13 protein-coding genes are annotated in these 17,029 nt (G+C 43.5%); 9 read left to right on the top strand and 4 right to left on the bottom strand.

Going from position 1 to position 17,029, the window contains the following annotated elements; genetic code table 11:
- Positions 1-80: 80 nt before the first annotated feature.
- A complete protein-coding gene (locus ACYFDN_RS18265) occupies positions 81-1,028 on the top strand; it encodes a LysR family transcriptional regulator (RefSeq protein ID WP_483512250.1) in 948 nt (315 codons plus the stop codon).
- 153 nt (positions 1,029-1,181) lie between these two features.
- Here ACYFDN_RS18265 and ACYFDN_RS18260 read toward each other — a convergent pair whose 3' ends face one another.
- Positions 1,182-2,798, bottom strand: coding sequence for a methyl-accepting chemotaxis protein (locus ACYFDN_RS18260; protein WP_483512249.1), 1,617 nt, complete (start codon positions 2,796-2,798; stop codon positions 1,182-1,184).
- A gap of 514 nt (positions 2,799-3,312) precedes the next feature.
- Positions 3,313-4,347 carry a DUF2157 domain-containing protein gene (locus ACYFDN_RS18255; RefSeq protein WP_483512248.1) on the bottom strand — a complete coding sequence of 345 codons (1,035 nt, stop codon included), beginning with the start codon at positions 4,345-4,347 and terminating at the stop codon, positions 3,313-3,315.
- A gap of 205 nt (positions 4,348-4,552) precedes the next feature.
- On the opposite strand from ACYFDN_RS18255, the gene ACYFDN_RS18250 reads away from it, so the two are divergent.
- The gene (locus ACYFDN_RS18250) at positions 4,553-5,269 is read left to right on the top strand and encodes a substrate-binding periplasmic protein (protein WP_472588994.1); all 717 of its coding nucleotides are present in this window, start codon (positions 4,553-4,555) and stop codon (positions 5,267-5,269) included.
- Positions 5,270-5,387: 118 nt separating this feature from the next.
- The gene (locus ACYFDN_RS18245) at positions 5,388-6,143 is read left to right on the top strand and encodes a hypothetical protein (RefSeq protein WP_483512247.1); all 756 of its coding nucleotides are present in this window, start codon (positions 5,388-5,390) and stop codon (positions 6,141-6,143) included.
- Here ACYFDN_RS18245 and ACYFDN_RS18240 read toward each other — a convergent pair.
- Positions 6,140-7,069 carry a pyridoxal-phosphate dependent enzyme gene (locus tag ACYFDN_RS18240; protein ID WP_483512246.1) on the bottom strand — a complete coding sequence of 310 codons (930 nt, stop codon included), beginning with the start codon at positions 7,067-7,069 and terminating at the stop codon, positions 6,140-6,142. The genes ACYFDN_RS18245 and ACYFDN_RS18240 overlap by 4 nt on opposite strands.
- 1,055 nt (positions 7,070-8,124) lie before the next feature.
- Between ACYFDN_RS18240 and ACYFDN_RS18235 the strand changes: the two genes are divergently transcribed.
- From ACYFDN_RS18235 to ACYFDN_RS18225, 3 genes are all read left to right on the top strand, one after another.
- A complete protein-coding gene (locus ACYFDN_RS18235) occupies positions 8,125-8,667 on the top strand; it encodes a hypothetical protein (protein WP_483512245.1) in 543 nt (180 codons plus the stop codon).
- A gap of 13 nt (positions 8,668-8,680) precedes the next feature.
- Positions 8,681-9,151 (top strand): methyltransferase family protein, encoded by a 471-nt coding sequence (locus ACYFDN_RS18230; protein ID WP_249483261.1) that lies wholly within the window; start codon positions 8,681-8,683, stop codon positions 9,149-9,151.
- 196 nt (positions 9,152-9,347) lie between these two features.
- Positions 9,348-12,011 (top strand): family 14 glycosylhydrolase, encoded by a 2,664-nt coding sequence (locus ACYFDN_RS18225; RefSeq protein WP_016402971.1) that lies wholly within the window; start codon positions 9,348-9,350, stop codon positions 12,009-12,011.
- A gap of 17 nt (positions 12,012-12,028) precedes the next feature.
- Here the strand turns inward: ACYFDN_RS18225 and ACYFDN_RS18220 are convergent, their stop codons facing one another.
- Positions 12,029-12,448, bottom strand: coding sequence for a GNAT family N-acetyltransferase (locus ACYFDN_RS18220; RefSeq protein WP_483512244.1), 420 nt, complete (start codon positions 12,446-12,448; stop codon positions 12,029-12,031).
- 313 nt (positions 12,449-12,761) lie between these two features.
- Here ACYFDN_RS18220 and ACYFDN_RS18215 point away from each other — a divergent pair, with 313 nt between their 5' ends.
- The 3 genes from ACYFDN_RS18215 to ACYFDN_RS18205 all read left to right on the top strand — a co-directional run bounded on the left by ACYFDN_RS18215 (position 12,762) and on the right by ACYFDN_RS18205 (position 16,990).
- The gene (locus ACYFDN_RS18215) at positions 12,762-14,063 is read left to right on the top strand and encodes an anaerobic C4-dicarboxylate transporter (RefSeq protein WP_338624571.1); all 1,302 of its coding nucleotides are present in this window, start codon (positions 12,762-12,764) and stop codon (positions 14,061-14,063) included.
- Between the two features lie 324 nt (positions 14,064-14,387).
- Positions 14,388-16,274: a DUF294 nucleotidyltransferase-like domain-containing protein gene (locus tag ACYFDN_RS18210; protein WP_483512243.1), complete on the top strand. Its 1,887-nt coding sequence runs from the start codon at positions 14,388-14,390 to the stop codon at positions 16,272-16,274.
- Positions 16,274-16,990 carry a 3'-5' exonuclease gene (locus ACYFDN_RS18205; RefSeq protein WP_152781984.1) on the top strand — a complete coding sequence of 239 codons (717 nt, stop codon included), beginning with the start codon at positions 16,274-16,276 and terminating at the stop codon, positions 16,988-16,990. The genes ACYFDN_RS18210 and ACYFDN_RS18205 overlap by 1 nt, the downstream gene beginning before the upstream one ends.
- Positions 16,991-17,029 lie beyond the last annotated feature (39 nt).

Raw genomic sequence — 17,029 nt, 5'->3', positions numbered from 1 at the left:
TTTGTTTAAGTAAGTGCTTGTAAGTGAGTGCTTGTAAGTGGATAAGCGGTCTAGTCAAAACTTTGTGTTAAGGAGAGGGAATGTCGAATACCAAGCAATTGTCTTTGTTTGTTGATGTTGTGCAACAAGGCTCATTTGTTAAAGCTGCTGCCTTGCACAATATGGATAATTCTTTGCTCTCTAAGCAGATTAAAAAGCTAGAAACTGAACTTGGCGTGCAGCTACTTAATCGTTCTACCCGTTCCTTTTCCTTAACTCCAGCTGGTGAAGAGATTTTCGATAAAGCCTTGCAGTTGTTAGATACCTTGGGCGACATTCAGATTATTGCTGACTCTTACCAACTGGAGCCTAAGGGCACCTTAAGAATTGTCGCGCCAATATTTTTTGGCCAGCAATACTTACAACCGGTGGTCTCGCAGTTTATGAAGCAATACCCACAGGTAAAAATTAGCATGGTATTGGAAGATCGTCGCTCAGACATAATTGCCGACCATTATGATTTAGCATTTCGCATTGGTAAGTTAAATGCGTCTAACTTGATTGCAAAAAAGTTAGCGAATACTCACTTTGCTTTGGTTGCTTCTAAAAGCTTTGTTGAGCAGCACGGTATGCCCGAAACACCAGAGCAATTATTGGCGTTACCCGCAGTTGTGTATAGCAATGGCGAGCGGGTGCTCGATCATATCAAGCTGGGCGAAACCCCGCATGGTGAACCCAACCAAAGCTACCGAATGCGTGGCAATTATAAAGTGAGTGATGTTAGAGCCTTAATGGGGGCTGTGTGTGACGGTTTAGGCTATAGCATGATTGACTTGTTTAATCTTGAGTGTTCAGCAGAGCAGCTTGGCTTAGTGCCGCTGCTTACCAACTACCAAATTTCTACCATGGATACTGGCATCTATGCGGTGTATCCACATCGCAAGCAAACGGTGTTAGTGAAAGAGTTTATTGGTGCTGTGCAGCAATATATTGGTACTCCACCATTTTGGCTTGAGCACTTACCCAACTACCAACAGCTATATAAATAAGCCAAACTATCTCACCAGAAACATGAAGCTAGATTAAGTACTGGCCTGCAGAGTTATGGTCACTTGCTTATCCCAAGATTAGGTTAGATAGCAATAAAAAAGAGCAAGCATTGTTGCTTACTCTTTGATAGATAACGCCGGTTACTTATTTAACTAAACCGATACTTTAAAGCGACTAAGTTGTTGGTTTAATTGTTCCGCTTTCTCTATTGCTAATTGAGCTGCAGCTAAAGAGTCGCTGGAGTTTTCCAAGTTAATGCGGGTTTTATCGGCTAGCTCCGTTAGGTTGCGGTCGATATCTTCGGTTACATGACTTTGCTCTTCGGTTGAGGTGGCGGTTGAGACCGAAACCTCGCTCACTTTAGAAGTAGACTCTAAGATCTGATTAAGCGCTTCTAAGGTTTGCCCTGCTAAATCAACGGTGCCTTCGGCAACTGTGGAGCCTTTATTAATAGCATCTACTGCTTGGGTTACGCCGCTTTGTAGCGCTTCAATCATTTTCTGAATGTCTTCGGTAGATTGTTGAGTTTTACTGGCGAGGCTTCTTACTTCGTCGGCTACCACGGCAAATCCGCGGCCTTGCTCGCCAGCGCGCGCTGCTTCAATGGCGGCGTTTAAAGCGAGTAAGTTGGTTTGCTCGGCAATCCCGCGAATAACATCTAATACTGAGGCGATGCGGTCGGAGTCTTGCGATAGGTTTTCAACTACATTGGCGGCTTCTTGAACGGTGTTTGAGAGTAAACTAATGTGTTCTACCGACTCTTTAGTAACGTTTTGCCCTTGCTCGGTTTGGCTATTCACTGTATTGATTTCTTCGGCGGCGTGGTTGGCATTATTGGCCACTTCTCTAATGGCTGCCGCCATTTGTGTTACCGCTGTGGCTATCATTTCTACCGACTGATTTTGCTCTTTACTGACTTCGGTTGTTTGCTCAGATTTTTGCGCAATGCCAGCGATAGACTGGTTAAGCTCTACCGAGAATTTGTTTACATTGCCAATTAAGCCTTCTAGCAAATCTACAAATTGGTTAAAGCTGGTGGCTAGCTCGCCTATTTCATCATTACGTTGCACTTCTAGGCGTTGAGTTAAGTCGCCATCGCCTTGAGAAATGTCATTAATTCGGGCGGTAATGCGAGTAATTGAATCAACTAGAATTTTAGGGCCAAAGTAAGCCAACAAAATAGACAGCACGACGGCAATGCTTGCTACAACACCTAACATGCTGAGTTGATTGGTTACATCGGCAGAGGATTGCTGCTCGATATCATCGGCCAGCTTCTCAGCTGCGCCGGTGGCTATGTCGTAAAGCTCTCGCAAGGCTTGAAAGCTTTGCACACTTTGGTTTGCACTTAACTCAATGGCTTGTTTTCTTTTGCCACTTTTAACCAAGGAAAATACTTCGGTACTCGGTTTTTTCCATTGATTAAATTTTTGCTCGAAATTTTGTAAGCCTTGAGTCGCACCAGGGTAGTCGCTTAACAGCTCTTTAAACTTTTGCATGCGCTGATGCGCTTGCTCAGCATTTTCCTGGTAATCATCCATTAAGCCCGCTAGCGCTGAGCTTGGAGCTTCTAGCGCTTCTAGCTCGGCCACTCTGGCTTGGTAAAGGTCTCGATCGGCATTTAGTACCGCCGCAAGGGCGGGTAAGATGTTTTCTTCTACGGTGAGTAAACTGCTATAGGTACTTTTACCAACATTGAAACCAATCAGCGATACCAAAATTAATAACAAAGCATTCACAGCAAAAATTACCGAATACTTAAATCTCATACTCTTAACATTCATCGTTACCGTCCGTATCAAACAACTTATTGATAATTAACTTATATAAAACAAAGCCATATAGGCTAAGTTATAAGTTCTAAGTGTAGGCAAACAAAGTGAATTTTGTGTGGATGTTAATTTTTTTTACAATTTTGAGTGTGGCTTTAGATTTCTTGATGTTTTCCCGCTTAGTTGATCATACATAATGACTAGGGTCTGTTGATCTTTGCTGATGGTTTATGCAGCAATTTATTAGCCATTTAGGCAAGGCAGTGAGTGTGCAGTTAAGTGGGCTTGATTATCACTCGCTAACGCTGAATAAATGGCTAAGAAATGCTGCCCGAAGGTTTCGGATAAGCGGACTTTACTCTTTGTTAAGCACTTTTTGCTTAGCCCACTAGGCTTCTAAGTGCTCGCCGCGATTAAAGCCCGCTTATCTCGAACAAAATTTCAACACCAAAGTTCAACAGACCCTAGAGAGCTTGAAGGACGTTTAGCCAAACCACCACCTTAACAGCGTTTAATGCATTTTATTGGCCAGCAGTTCTTGCATGGCCAAGGGTAAATACCCGCGTAAACGCTGGCTAATTGTGTCTTGATGTTTCTGCCAGAGAATACCCAGGTAGACCATCGCTAATCCAATCAACGTTAGCGAAATTGGAAATAGCCAACTGTCTTTAAATACTTGGTCGGCAAGGTGGTAAAAATAGTAAAAGCAGCCCATGGCAGAAAAAACCACAAATACGCGGCGGGCCAGAATAACCCCAGCCAGCATCATGGCTAGGTTAGTGAGAAAGTACAAAAACTTTGCCCACTCACTACTAGATTGTTGGAAGCTTAAGCCACACCAAAATGTGAGTACGCCAAAGATATATAACCAAAATGCGAAATCGGCGCTGTGACGACTGCGTAGATCAACCCAAAAGGCCAGCAAAATCATGGCTAAACCAAAATATAGTGAAACTAAACTTCGTAACTGAAAATCGGGTCGTTCACCAGCTAACATGGCGGCGATGTCCATGCTCATATACCAAAGGGTAACGGCCAACGGCATCAACATAAAGGGATAACGGTAGCGCCAGCATAGAATTAAACCAACGATTAGGGTGGCGATTTCCATATATAGCCAATGCCATTGAACATAGCGGTGATAGTCGTGATATTGGCTAGAGTTAGGCCACCAACCCATCGCTTGTTGCAAGCCATATACCGCCAAAGGTGTAAGGCAAATCACAAAAGTGGCAGATAAGCCGGCAGGAATAATATGGCCTTGGCGTTTAAAACGTTGGCAAAGAAGTAGTGCCAATACTGCATATACTAGGCTAATGCTAACGATGCCCCAGCCTCCAAAACCTTCCCACGCTAAGTTCATAAACAGGGTCATAGCGCCAATGGCGATTAATCCACCAAAGTAATAAAGCAAATGACTAAAGTTGAATTGAGCCGTAGTGCTTGATGGCAACTCTAAGAAGCTGAGCAAGTTTTCTGCTTGTTGTTGACTGATGATATTAGCTTCAACGGCTTGTTGTAATTTACGCGGGGTAATTTGAGTCATTAGTGAGTCCTATTACGAGATTTCATCAGCTTGCCATTGTTTTCTGAGGAAAACTAAGTCATTTGTCAAAAATATCTACCCTAGGCTAACTTGACAGATAAGCCTTGCTGTCGCTTTACTTACTTATCCCAAATGTGACGGACATAATTAGCCTATGGCACTTAAGTTTATGATAGCCATAATTATTTTTAGCTGTAGCAGCTGTTTGAGCGCAAAGCATTCAGGCGAGTTCTATCGTTTTTATGCCTTGAATTCTAAACCTGCTGGCTTTAAAGAAGGCGGTGAGCCGAAAGGTTATTATGTCGATATACTTAAGCTTGTTGCTCAGCGCTTAAAGTTAAATGATGCTGAAGTGAATGTGGTTCCTTATCCACGAATTGTTAATGAGCTGCTGCATAACGAACAAGGAGTGGTTATTTCTTGCTTGTTTCCTAACAAAAAGTTTGACCAATCGATTCACCAGCCAATTGCTGTAGCCAGTTTTCAAACAGCAGTGGTCAGCCTCGCGGATAAGCCATTTACCTGGGATAACTTTGAGGGTAAAAGGGTGGCCTCGTTAAGGGGAGCTAGCAAGGTTTATGGGTTAAAGCTGTATGATGCAGCAGAGCAGGGACAAGTGACTATATTGTCGGCGCAAACATATTCACAGGCGCTTAAGCTGTTAGAAGCAGGGAGAATAGATGGCTTTGCGGGTAATCTTGGGATTATTTCGAATCTAGCACAAGAGATGGAAATAGAGCTTGCTCAGCCTGCTTATTTAACGTCTGCGAAATCATACATCACTATTTCTATCGCCCCGAATACAGCCAATGCTGAGCAAATTTTGCAAGACATTGAACAGAGCGTACAACAGCTTCTCGAGAGTGGTGAAATTCAAGATATTGTAGAGAGTTACCTACCTAAAGCGATTCAAGAACGCTAGCACTAAGCCTTATATTCTAGTGCTTGCATCGATTTAAAACCCGCCCCTTACTTTTAGCTTGTGGCATAGCGACTACACTTAAATGACATTTGCATGATAGTGATAGCGGGGATGGCTTATGACGCGAGCTTGCTTATGGATAACATTAAGCTATTGCAGCTTAAGTTCAGCTTTAGTCGCTGAAGAGTTATGGGTGGGTAAAGTGTGTCCAGTTACCTATCAACAGCAAACACTAGGCGTATTGGTCTTTTCTGAAGCTTGGTATCACAGCAGTCGTCAGCAAGCGTCTTATATTCCGCGAGATAATGCCACTGGGGTGGGGCTAGAAATTCACCTATTTGCTAATCGCTTAGGCGAGTTAGAGTTAGCCAACCAAGCCCAGTGTAACCAATATCGCATGTTACAAATTCGCACCACCAATCGGCGTTTATTAGGTGATGAACGCAGGGCACAAATTGATGCGCCAGCAAGCTTTGTTGAGCCTTTTTACGATGCTTTTCCCTTAGAGCACGGCGCTGGCGTACATCAAACCCCAGCCGATACGCTCGATAAGCCATGGAATGAACCTCCTACAAGAGCGTCTACCTTAGCCATTTACGACACTCCGTTTGTCTCTGATGCCTTGGGTAAAGAGGGGCAAGATATAATGGTGGAGTTTGAAACCTGCGTGGTGTGCCAACGAGACCAAAGCTACGACACCATTTTGTCTTGTGGCCGCTGGGGTTATAGCCGTGAATATTTGGATGAAAATACCGGTTGGGCTGAGCCCGAATTTCATGGCACCGAATGCTTAAATAGCCCGAGTCCTCACTATCAAGAAACAGTGAGTTTGTCTGAAGAGTTTCCTTATAGTTATTGGCTAGATTGGCGTTAAGTTAAATCTGGGTATTTACGTTTGTAACGTGGCAGCATGCTTTGATTACCCAATAAACCACCTTGGTGAATATATAAGGTCGGGGTTTCATCCGTTTGCTCTTCAAGAAAGCGCATTAAACATTGCCAGCCAATAGGGTCGTAGAGAAGCTCAAACTCAAGCTTAGTTTGCTGCTTAAGCGCTAGCCAAGTTTGGTAGTGTTCGCGATATAACTTACCAAAGTGATACTTCTTGGTACGCGGTAGAATAATTGGGTGAGTGGCGGTATTACTATTAAGTTGGGTAAATTGCAGGGTTAAGTAGTCTTCATCTCCTACACAGGCGCAGCTATATACTTTTATGCAGGGGTTCATTTGGCTAAAGTATTCACTCAAAAATAATGCCGTGGTGCCGGTGCCGGCTGGCAGCATTATGTTTAAACGGCCAATTTGGTTTTGATGCTGCCATTGTTCAATTTCTTCCGCTAGTGTGACCACCCCTTCGCGTGCATATTCACAGCGGCCACCTTCAGGGACAAATAATTGTTGCGGCGATAAGCTTGGCTTAACGATGGTTTGCATAAAGCTGTCTAAGTTAGCTTGCTGCTGACGATGTAAACTACTTACCTCAATGATCCGTGCCCCTAGCTCTAGCGCTGCTTGATAGTTGCCACAAGGATTTTGTTTTAGCCAGCTGGGGATATGATCAACGTAGAATTCGCATTTCCATTGCTTAAGTTGCGCCAACGCAGCTAAAGAATATAGCGAGTTAGCTTGCGCTGATCCACTTCCTACTAGTGTGCTTACGCCCGGTTGCGGGTGATTTAAGAAGTGGTAGAACTTACGTGCTTTGTTGCCAGAAAACTGCGGGTGCAGCAAATCATCTCGCTTTACGTAGATTTTCTTACGCTGAAAATGTACCAACTGTACCGGAGATGGTTTAAACAACAGGCAACCAAATGTGATGAGTCTGTGGTGATTAGTTTACGTTGACTTGATTCAGCGGCAAAGCAATTTAATGATTGTGCGCCAACAACTTGGGCGACTGCTTATTATTTCATTCAATTGTGAAAATTTGGTGATAAAAAATAATGAGCAAAAAGATCTATCAAAATTTTTTGCGATCCTCTTGAGATCTTACGCGCAGCCCAGCGTTGGCGCGGGAGATTAGATTTATGTGGATGACAAGACTTAGTTAACAAATAAAAATAGAAGCCTTAGTTGATTTTTTACTTGTCAATGAGAGTAACAACTGCCTATATCCGTCAGCGCAATATATTTCACTGAAATAAGCAGAATAATCCAAACAGCTTTTCCCACAGAAACAGTGCACAAAGCTGTGGATAAAATTCTCTATCCAGTGAAGTTAGTGGCTTGCAGCGGATCGGCTTTTAGCGTCAATAATGTCACCTAAAATTAGTAAAAAATTCTTTTTTACTGCTTCTTTGTTTCGTGGCGTTGACATTTTTCTGTTAGTTAAAATAAATACAAAAATAGAACGTTTCATGAGCCTTGTTTTAAGAATGTAATGGCCAAAAAACTAAGCCTATATTGACCTATATCGCAAATATGTAAGCTAAGCTACTGATAGTGCTGTACTAGTCTAAGTGCGTTTTTTCGCAGGAATGTTCAATAATTGTCACTTTTATGCTGTTAGCGTAAGCAAGCTGATCGATATCACAGCAGCTTGTTTAAGAGACAAGCACTGTAAAACGGTCGTAACTCAATAGCATATTGTGTTTTTTCTCAATCTAAGGCTTTTCGATTTTCTAGATGATTTGGTTGCGTAGAACGATTAAATGTTAATAACTTGCGCTTATGTGAATAAGTTTGGCGATAATCAAGAGTAAAGCGCTAAATTTTGCTTAGCTGTAGGTAATTAATACTAAGGATCTTTGGCTGATTATCTGATCTGTTTTGTTGCTTATGCTAATTGCTATTTGTGCGCCTGAAGATGTCGCTAATTTGCGTACTAAGGTAAAGTGAGCCTTTACGGAGGTGCAATGAAACAAGTTGATCAATTACTAGCTCAAGGGCTAAACAAACAACAAGTCTACGAACATGCAGAGCAGCAGCAGTGGAATTTGCGAAAGGTAACTAAAGCCTTGGCGTCTATTCCAGAGCCCGGTACTTTGCAGCAATATTCTAAGCAGAAAGCTTTTTTGTTGGCAGTATTGCAGTTTATGGTGCTGAGTAAATTGGTGTTTGGTCTAATGGCTGCAGAACAAGTGAGTGCCCAGTTGTTAATGGCCTTATTGATGCCGGCCTTAGTTCCCTTGTTAATTATCTTTATGATTTACAAAAATGCTGCCAATGGCTATTTACTGCTGATGGTGTTTTCAGGCTATTCGATCTATCAAAGCTTGCCTTACATTTTTCAGCTAGAAGGGCTCATAAATGTAGCCTTAAGTGCACTGTTTGCCGGTTTTACTTATTACCTTAAAAAGCGTTTGTTTCCTTTCCAGAATCTATTTCATACTGCAATTACCGGCCGAGGGCACTATATTTATCAGCAAATGGAAAAATCTGATAACGCCGATAACTAATTAGAGAGGCCTAGTGCTTAAACGCTTAGAACTGTTGGTTCCTCCTCCCCTTTGGCTATTGTTATGTGTAGCTATAGCTTACGGCTTGGCACAGTTAAGTACGCAGTGGAGTTGGCTAATACTGCCATTGGGCTTGGTAAAGCTGCAGTGGCCTTTGGTGTTTTTGGCGGCATTTATCGCAGTAACTAGCCTGATTGGTTTTGCTCGAAAACACACAACTATCAATCCTCATCACCCGGAACGCAGTAAGCATTTAGTTGTGGAAGGGCTTTATCGTTATAGCCGTAATCCAATGTATTTAAGTTTGCTGCTACTGTTAACGGCCTGGTGTTTGCATTTACAGGCGGGTTTAAGCTTATTAAGCTGCGTAGTGTTTGTGCTGCTTATCAATCGTTTACAAATAAAGCCTGAAGAAAAGCTACTTACGCAGCAATTTAATGAACAATACCTGCAATATTGCCGCAATGTTCGACGTTGGCTTTAGCAAAAGTGCAGGTTTTTTAACTTTACGGAGTGACTTTTAAGCCAGATCAATTTGGTAAATTAAGCACTTAGGCTACACTACAGCCAATATGTAATGTGATCTCGATCTCCTTTTGTTCAGCTGAAAAGCTTTGCAGCCTTGCTGTTAAGACGCGGACTAGGGATAACTAGCACAGTTTTTTTAGAGTAAGCTAAACATGGCTAATCCAATTTCAGCACGCAAAGCTTGGGTAAAGGGTTCTTTACCTCTTGCAGAGTATGCCGCTTCATGTAATCAAGCTCAGCTTCAGAGCTTATCTCCACAACTTCGTAATTTACGCCAAAATGGTGTAGATGCTTTGGTAGTGCCAGTGCATTGGCGCTACATAGCACCGTTTAGTGCCGAGCAATTAGATCAGGCAGAGTGCTGGGCGTCTCTTAAGCGCTTGTCTGCGCATTTGGTGTCGCATGGCTTTAAGCTGCAATACCAGTTGTTCTTTTCTTCCGATACTCAGCAAGGCACTGAACAACGTCTTCCTGATTGGTTTTGGGGCTCTATGCTGGCGGCATTACCCAAAACTCAAACTGCCGATGCGATTAAGTACGTTAACCAATATGGTCGCGACAATACCCAAAGCCCAAGTTTATGGGCTGAGGCTGGTTTGGTGGAAATGTTTAGCCACTGGATGGGCTGCTTTGCTCAGCACATGGCTGAGTTTGCGCCACGTTGTGATGCCTTGCTGCTGGGCTTAGGGCCAAATGGTGAGGCATGTATTCCTTGGGGGGAGCGTGATGGTCAACCTATCTATCAAAGCTTTAGCCCAACTGCCTTGGCTGCTTTAGCCGAAGACATGCAACAGCAATATGGCTCGCAACAAGCTTGGTTGAGTTTGTGGGAGTTAAATGGCGATACACCTTGGCAAGAACAATTGGCCGAAACGCTAAGCCGTTGTTACAAGAACAAAACAAGTAATACCTGTTTTAAAGAGTTTAATGCATGGTATGCCAGTAATTGGCAAGCTTATGTGGGTAATGTGTTGGCAGTCGCTGAGCAGCAGTTTACGGATGCATGGTCACACAGCCAGTTGTGTTTAAACATTCCTATGCCAGAGCTTACCGCAAGCGATCATCCTTGGTTAGGGTGTTTAACAGGGATTAATCCGCAGCCGTGGCTAGACCGCCCCCAATTGCTTGATTATCAAATCGCTCAGCTAGAGTATTGGCATGTGCAAGCTGCCGGTCGTTTGTTGATTGTGGCCAGCGGCGCCGAATCAAGCCATGCAACTCGTGTTAATCAAGCCTTACTTACAGCAATGCGTAAGCTAAAAATACCGGCTTTGGTACAAAATTCTCAGCCACAGGCCTTGGCTAGCCATCCTGGCTGGGATCAGCTTTATCATTCGGTATTACACGGTAGCGGGTTTGAAGGCTGGATCTTTAACGACATGTCTCAGTTAAATGAGCAGGCCATCGTTAAAGGGCGTTTGTCGCAACTTAATAAGTTTAAGTATCAAATTGCCGAAACTAAGCAATTGGGTAAAAAGCAGTTCCGAGTAATGGGGCCTTTGCATCTTAAAGTTGCCAACCAAAAGCAATTGCTTGATGAAGAAAACTGGAAACAGTTTGAGGCGCAATTACGCCAGCTTCGCAGTATTGGTGTTACCGCCATTTCTACCGATATTTGGTGGGGCTTGGTGGAAGGAGACAAACCTGGCAAGTTTGACTGGAGTTACTACGACCGCGTAGTAAGCCTGCTTAAGCGTTTAGGTTTGCAATGGGTACCTATTTTGTCGTTCCACCAGGCAGGTGGCAATGTGAACGATGACTTTATGCAAGCCATTCCCCTTTGGTTGTGGGGCCGTTTGCTGGAAAGTAACGATCAACTTAACTCGGTGCAAGATCTGCAATATGTATCGGAAACCGGCGATGCTTCTATGGAGTATGTGTCGTTATGGGCCGATGAGTTTGTGATGCCTTACTACCAGCGCTTTATGGAAGCCTTTAAGCAGCATTACATTAACCAAGCTGGCTTGATGGATGAAATCAACGTAAGCCTTGGCCCTGCGGGAGAGCTGCGTTATCCAAGTTACAACGCCCACGATTGGGGTAATTACCCTAACCGTGGCACCTTGCAGTGTTATAGCCGTTTAGCAAAACAAGACTGGTTACGTTATTTAAAAGAGAAGTACCACAGTATTGCAGCACTTAATGGCAGTTTTGGTTTTACTTGGGAAAGCTTTGAGCAAGCCGAAATTCCAGATGCAGATTGGTTATTTAGCCACAAGCGCTACATTCATAATGCGTGGGCACGAGAGTTTTTAACCTGGTATCACAAAGCCTTGGTTGCTCATGGTCGACGCATTTTTGAAAATGCACTGAGTGTGTTTGACGATGATTCATTTGGCCAAGTGCCTATTGGCATTAAAATTCCGGGGATTCACTGGGTTGTAAGCGATCCCGAGTTGCCACGTGCTGCCGAGATTACCGCTGGCTTAATTGCAGTGCACCCAACCTTAAGCAGCAATAACCAGCAAGAGTACTTAGGTTTGCTTAAAGCCTTGTTGCCAGAAGGCAAGCAAGCGCGTGCCGCGATTCATTTCACTTGTTTAGAAATGATAAACAAAGACTATGAAGGTTATTCTCGTGCAGCTGACTTAGTGGACTGGATGGCCGATGCGGCAGACGAATGCCAAGTATCACTGATGGGTGAAAATGCACTTGCCGGTGAGTTATATGGCGAGCAGGGTTGGAAACAAATGGCGCGGGCACTAACGCGCGCACCTGGCTACGATGGTTTAACCTTGTTAAGAATGCAAAACTTCTTTGATGATGAGCCAACGCCAATGCGTGAGCTAAGAAAGCTGATTAACCGCATTAGCTGATAGGTGAGTAATATTGATTAAGCGCAGCGACTAAGCTGCGCTTTTTTTATGCCTAGCGTCTGCTGAGCATTGGCGAGTGATTTAGCCAAACTTAAGTAATGAGGATGGTGACTATAAACACCAAAAGGCGAGATAGCTCGGTAGCCGTGTTTGGCGTAAAACTGGATGGCTTGAGTGTTTGAGTTACGGGTGGCTAAATATATTTGTTGATAATCCAGAGTTACAGCGTACTGCTCTAGAGCTTGCAAAATGACTTTACCCAATCCAGCCTGATGCGAGTAAATTCGCTTCATTTCACAAATACCTGGTTGTAGATACCTAAAACCACCGCAGGCGAGGGCTACACCCTTACGTTTAACTAATAGAAATACTGCATCTTCAGCTAAGAACTCACTTTCATTAAAACATTCAACCGCGCTGTTTCCAGTTAATTTCATTAAGGAATCGGCTTGGGCTTTTAACAGTTGTTTACTTTGTTCGCTGTTAGGATTTTCATGGCAAATTTCTATCATTGTTTTGTCAAAAATTTAATCAATACATAGACATAATTAGTGCTAGTCTTACTAACAAATGCTGCATATAGGTTAAAAACAAATGATATTTCCCTTACATTTTGAGTGGATTTAAGTTCTGTTGATTTTGCATTTTTGGGTTTATTTGTCTGATTTTTGCCGTTAGTTTGATTTAATCATCTATTGTTGGCGTTGGCTTTCACGTAAAGTGCGTCGCAATTAGAGCTTGGGAGGAATTATGATCACGATAGAGTTGCTGGTGGTATTAGCAGCCATATTTTTAGGTGCGCGCTTAGGTGGCATTGGAATTGGTTTTGCGGGTGGTTTAGGGGTATTGGTGCTTACTCTTGGCTTGGGTATGAGCCCCGGCACTATTCCTATTGAAGTGATCCTAATTATTATGTCGGTGATTGCTGCCATTGCTGCAATGCAGGTAGCTGGTGGTTTGCAATATTTGGTGAATATTGCAGAGCGGGTGTTACGAAGTAACCCTAAGCAAGTTACCTTTCTTGCGCCGATTGTTACCTACATTATGACCTTGTTTGCCGGTACCGGGCATACGGCATTTTCTACCCTTCCAGTGATTGCAGAAGTGGCTAAAGAGCAGGGCATTCGCCCATCACGCCCTTTAAGCATTGCAGTTGTTGCCTCGCAAATCGCCATTACTGCTTCGCCTATTTCGGCGGCAGTGGTACTGATGAGCGGCATGTTAGAAGACAAAGGCGTGGGCTATATTAGCCTGCTACTTATTTGTATTCCTGCCACGTTTTTAGCTTGTATGGTGGGTGCCTTTGTTGCCCAGTTTATGGGGAAAGAGCTTAAAGATGACCCTATCTATCAAGAACGTTTAGACCACGGTTTAGTGAGTCAGCGAGATAAACAAGGTGAAGCTTTACCGGCCAGTGCTAAGCGCTCAGTTCTTATATTTTTAGTGGCTATTGTAGCAGTAGTGTTTTACGCAACGGCGATTAGTGATGCGGTTGGCTTAATTGAAAACCCAAGCTTGCCACGTAACGAAGCAATCATGGTGTTTATGCTAACTGCAGCCACTGCCATTGCACTGTTTTGTAAAATTGATACTGGCGAAGTGCTTAATGCCGCAACCTTTAAATCGGGCATGAGTGCTTGTATTTGTGTATTAGGTGTAGCGTGGCTGGGCGATACCTTTGTATCAGGCCATTTAGATGAAATTAAAGCCTTGTCGGGTGGTTTGTTAGAAGATCATCCGTGGATGTTGGCGCTTATTTTATTTTTCGCCAGTATGTTGCTGTACTCACAGGCGGCAACCACGGCAGCCTTAATGCCTTCGGCCTTTATGTTAGGTGTTAGCCCAGAAGCAGCCATTGCTTCGTTTGCAGCGGTAAGTGCGCTGTTTGTATTGCCTACTTACCCAACCTTATTAGCGGCTGTAGAAATGGATGACACCGGTTCTACCCGTATTGGGAAATGGGTATTTAACCATCCTTTCTTTGTGCCAGGTGTCGCTACTATTACTAGTTCGGTGATACTCGGCTTTGTGTTTGCCGGCATTATTTTATAAGCGCTTATGCTATGGCGTTTTGCTTGTTCCTGCAAAACGCCGTGGCGAGTTGTTTCGGTAATAGCTTATCGAAAATGTAAAGGTTTATGCTCTTTAAACGGTCGGCATGGCGCTTAACACAGGCCTTGCTGGGGGGGAACCCGTTAACCGCAACACTCTTAAATCTGTTTGTTACCAAGGCTTTGCCATCTTGCTAGGTGGCGGTGCAATAGCGAATATTTAGTAATAATGCTACCCAGGATTACTTTGCTGCACTGCAACTATCGGGTAGATACCATATACTAGACCCCAACCACTCAAACTATCTTCTACACCGAGAGATTAATGGACGTAGAGCTACTCGAAGTTCGCAATTTTATTAGCCAATACCCTCCCTTTGACCAATTGCCCGAAGAAGCAATTATCGAAGTCGCAAAAAGTGTTGAGATATCTTATTACCGCGCAGGCAATATGATTATCGAGTTTGGCGATAACATTCATGATCTCTTTATGATCCGCAGTGGGGTGGTGGAAATTTATCGCCGCACTGGTGAGTTATATAACCGCTTAGATCAAGGCGGGGTGTTTGGGCAAATGGGCTTGTTAACCAACAACAAAGTCCGTTTCCCTGCCAAGGCGATTAAAGACACACTGCTATATTGTATTCCCGAAAACATCTTTGAAGAGTTCTGCGAGCGTTACGATGTATTTGCCGACTTTGTGGAAGTTGAAGGCACTATTCGTTTACAACAAGCGGTTGAAGATAACAGTGATGATGCCAACTCCTTAACCACATCAAAGGTTAAAACTATTCTTAGTAGCGAACCGGTGATGTTAGCGTCGACTACCTCAATTCAAGATGTAGCCAAAATTATGTCTGAAGAGAATGTCTCAGCCGCCTTGATTAATGACCTCAATTTGTCTGACGAAGGTGGTGAAAGCTTTGTTGGCATTATTACTCAGCGTGATCTTTGTGCCAAAGTCATTGCTCAAGGTTTAGATGTAGAGACTCAGGTCGTTGAGGTAATGTCTACCGAGCTTATTTCTTTAGATCACAATGCTTATATATTCGAAGCCATGTTGCTGATGTTGCGTTACAACGTGCATCACCTGCCTATTTTAAAGAACAAACAACCAATTGGTTTAATTGAAGTTAGCGATATTATTCGTTACGAGTCGCAAAATAGCTTGTTGATTGTGAGCAGTATTTTTCAGCAAAACAGTATCGATGATTTAGTGCTGCTATCGCATCAACTTAAAGATTGTTTTGTAAGGATGATTAACGAAGATGCCAACTCTCATATGGTGGGGCGAGCCATGTCGGAAATTGGCCGCAGCTTTAAGCAGCGCTTATTGGAGTTAGCGGAAGAAAAGCTAGGACCTCCGCCCGTACCTTATTGCTTTTTGGCTTTAGGTTCGATGGCGAGAGATGAACAGCTGATTGTGACCGACCAAGACAACGCGATTATTCTTGATAACCAATATGTAGAAGCGGAGCACGGAAAGTATTTTGAAGAGCTTGCTCGCTACGTATGTGATGGTTTGGCTGCTTGCGGTTATACCTATTGCAGCGGTGACATAATGGCAACAAACCCGGAGTACCGCAAAACGCAAAGCCAATGGGAAGAATGTTTCGCCGATTGGATTGATAATCCTAACCCGCAAGCATTGCTTAACTGTTCTATCTTCTTTGACCTTAACGGCGTATATGGCAGACCCAAATGGGCTGAGCAGCTAAATGCCTTTATTCTTCGTAAGGCCAAAAAGAACAACCGTTTTCTGGCCTGCTTAGCCAGAAACGCCTTAAATCGCACGCCACCCTTGGGCTTTTTTAAAGATTTTGTGATGGAAAAAGATGGCCGCCATAAAAACTCAATTAACCTAAAACGGCGCGGTACAGCACCGCTGGCCGATCTTATTCGGGTACATGGTTTGGCTATTGGCTCGCAGTCTCAGAACTCTTTTGACCGCTTAGAGGACATTATTGAGGCGGGAATTTTGCCACCTTCAAAAGGTAAAGACTTACAACATGCGATGGAGTTTATTTCTTTGGTGCGAATTCGCCACCAAGCCTTGGATATAGAAGCCAACCAAGAGCCTGATAATAATATTGAGCCGGAAAACATGTCTGACTTTGAGAGGCGAAATCTTAAAGATGCCTTTTTGGTACTAAGCAGCGCGCAAAACTTTCTCAAGTTTCGTTACACCGCTAACAGTATGCAGAACAGTTAATGCCGAATCTTAATCAGCAAGAAATTCTCAACTGGAAAGCCTTCTTTAAGATTAAAGCCTTAGAGAGCAAAGATAAGCGTTTGAGCAGCTTTTACAACGCCAGCACTTATCATGCTGATACCAAACTCAAAGACATTGAGTTTGTTGCTTTAGATTTTGAAACCACCGGTTTAGATGCAAAGAAGAACAGCATTATTAGTATTGGTTTGGTGCCATTTACGCTGCAACGGATTGCCTGTAGAGAAGCAAAACATTGGTTTGTTACCCCAGAGGATAAACTTAAAGAAGACTCTATTGTGATTCACGGCATTACCCATTCTGATTTAAAGGGCGCGCCCAGTTTACTGCGGATTTTGGAGCAGCTACTAGATGAGCTGGCCGGTAAAGTAGTGGTTGTACACTATCGCAGAATTGAACGAGATTTTTTGCATCACACGCTACGCAGTTTGATTAATGAAGGCATTATTTTCCCGCTGGTGGATACCATGCAAATTGAAGCCGACATGTTAGCCGCTCAACCTAAAAAGCTAATAGATTTGCTAAGAAAACCTAAGCCCACATCTATTCGGCTGGCTAATACTCGTAGCCGTTATAACTTACCGGTTTATCCGCCGCATGACGCACTTACCGACGCCATTGCCACCGCCGAATTGCTGCAAGCGCAGATCCATTATCACTTTAGTCCCGATACACCCATTAACAAACTGTGGTTATAAAAAAAAGCCGAGTAGCATAGGCTTACTCGGCTTTTAGTT

The organism is Agarivorans sp. D1326 (assembly GCF_056958115.1).
The sequence above is the reverse complement of the archived record's forward strand: the minus strand, read 5'-3'. Positions and strand labels throughout refer to the sequence as shown.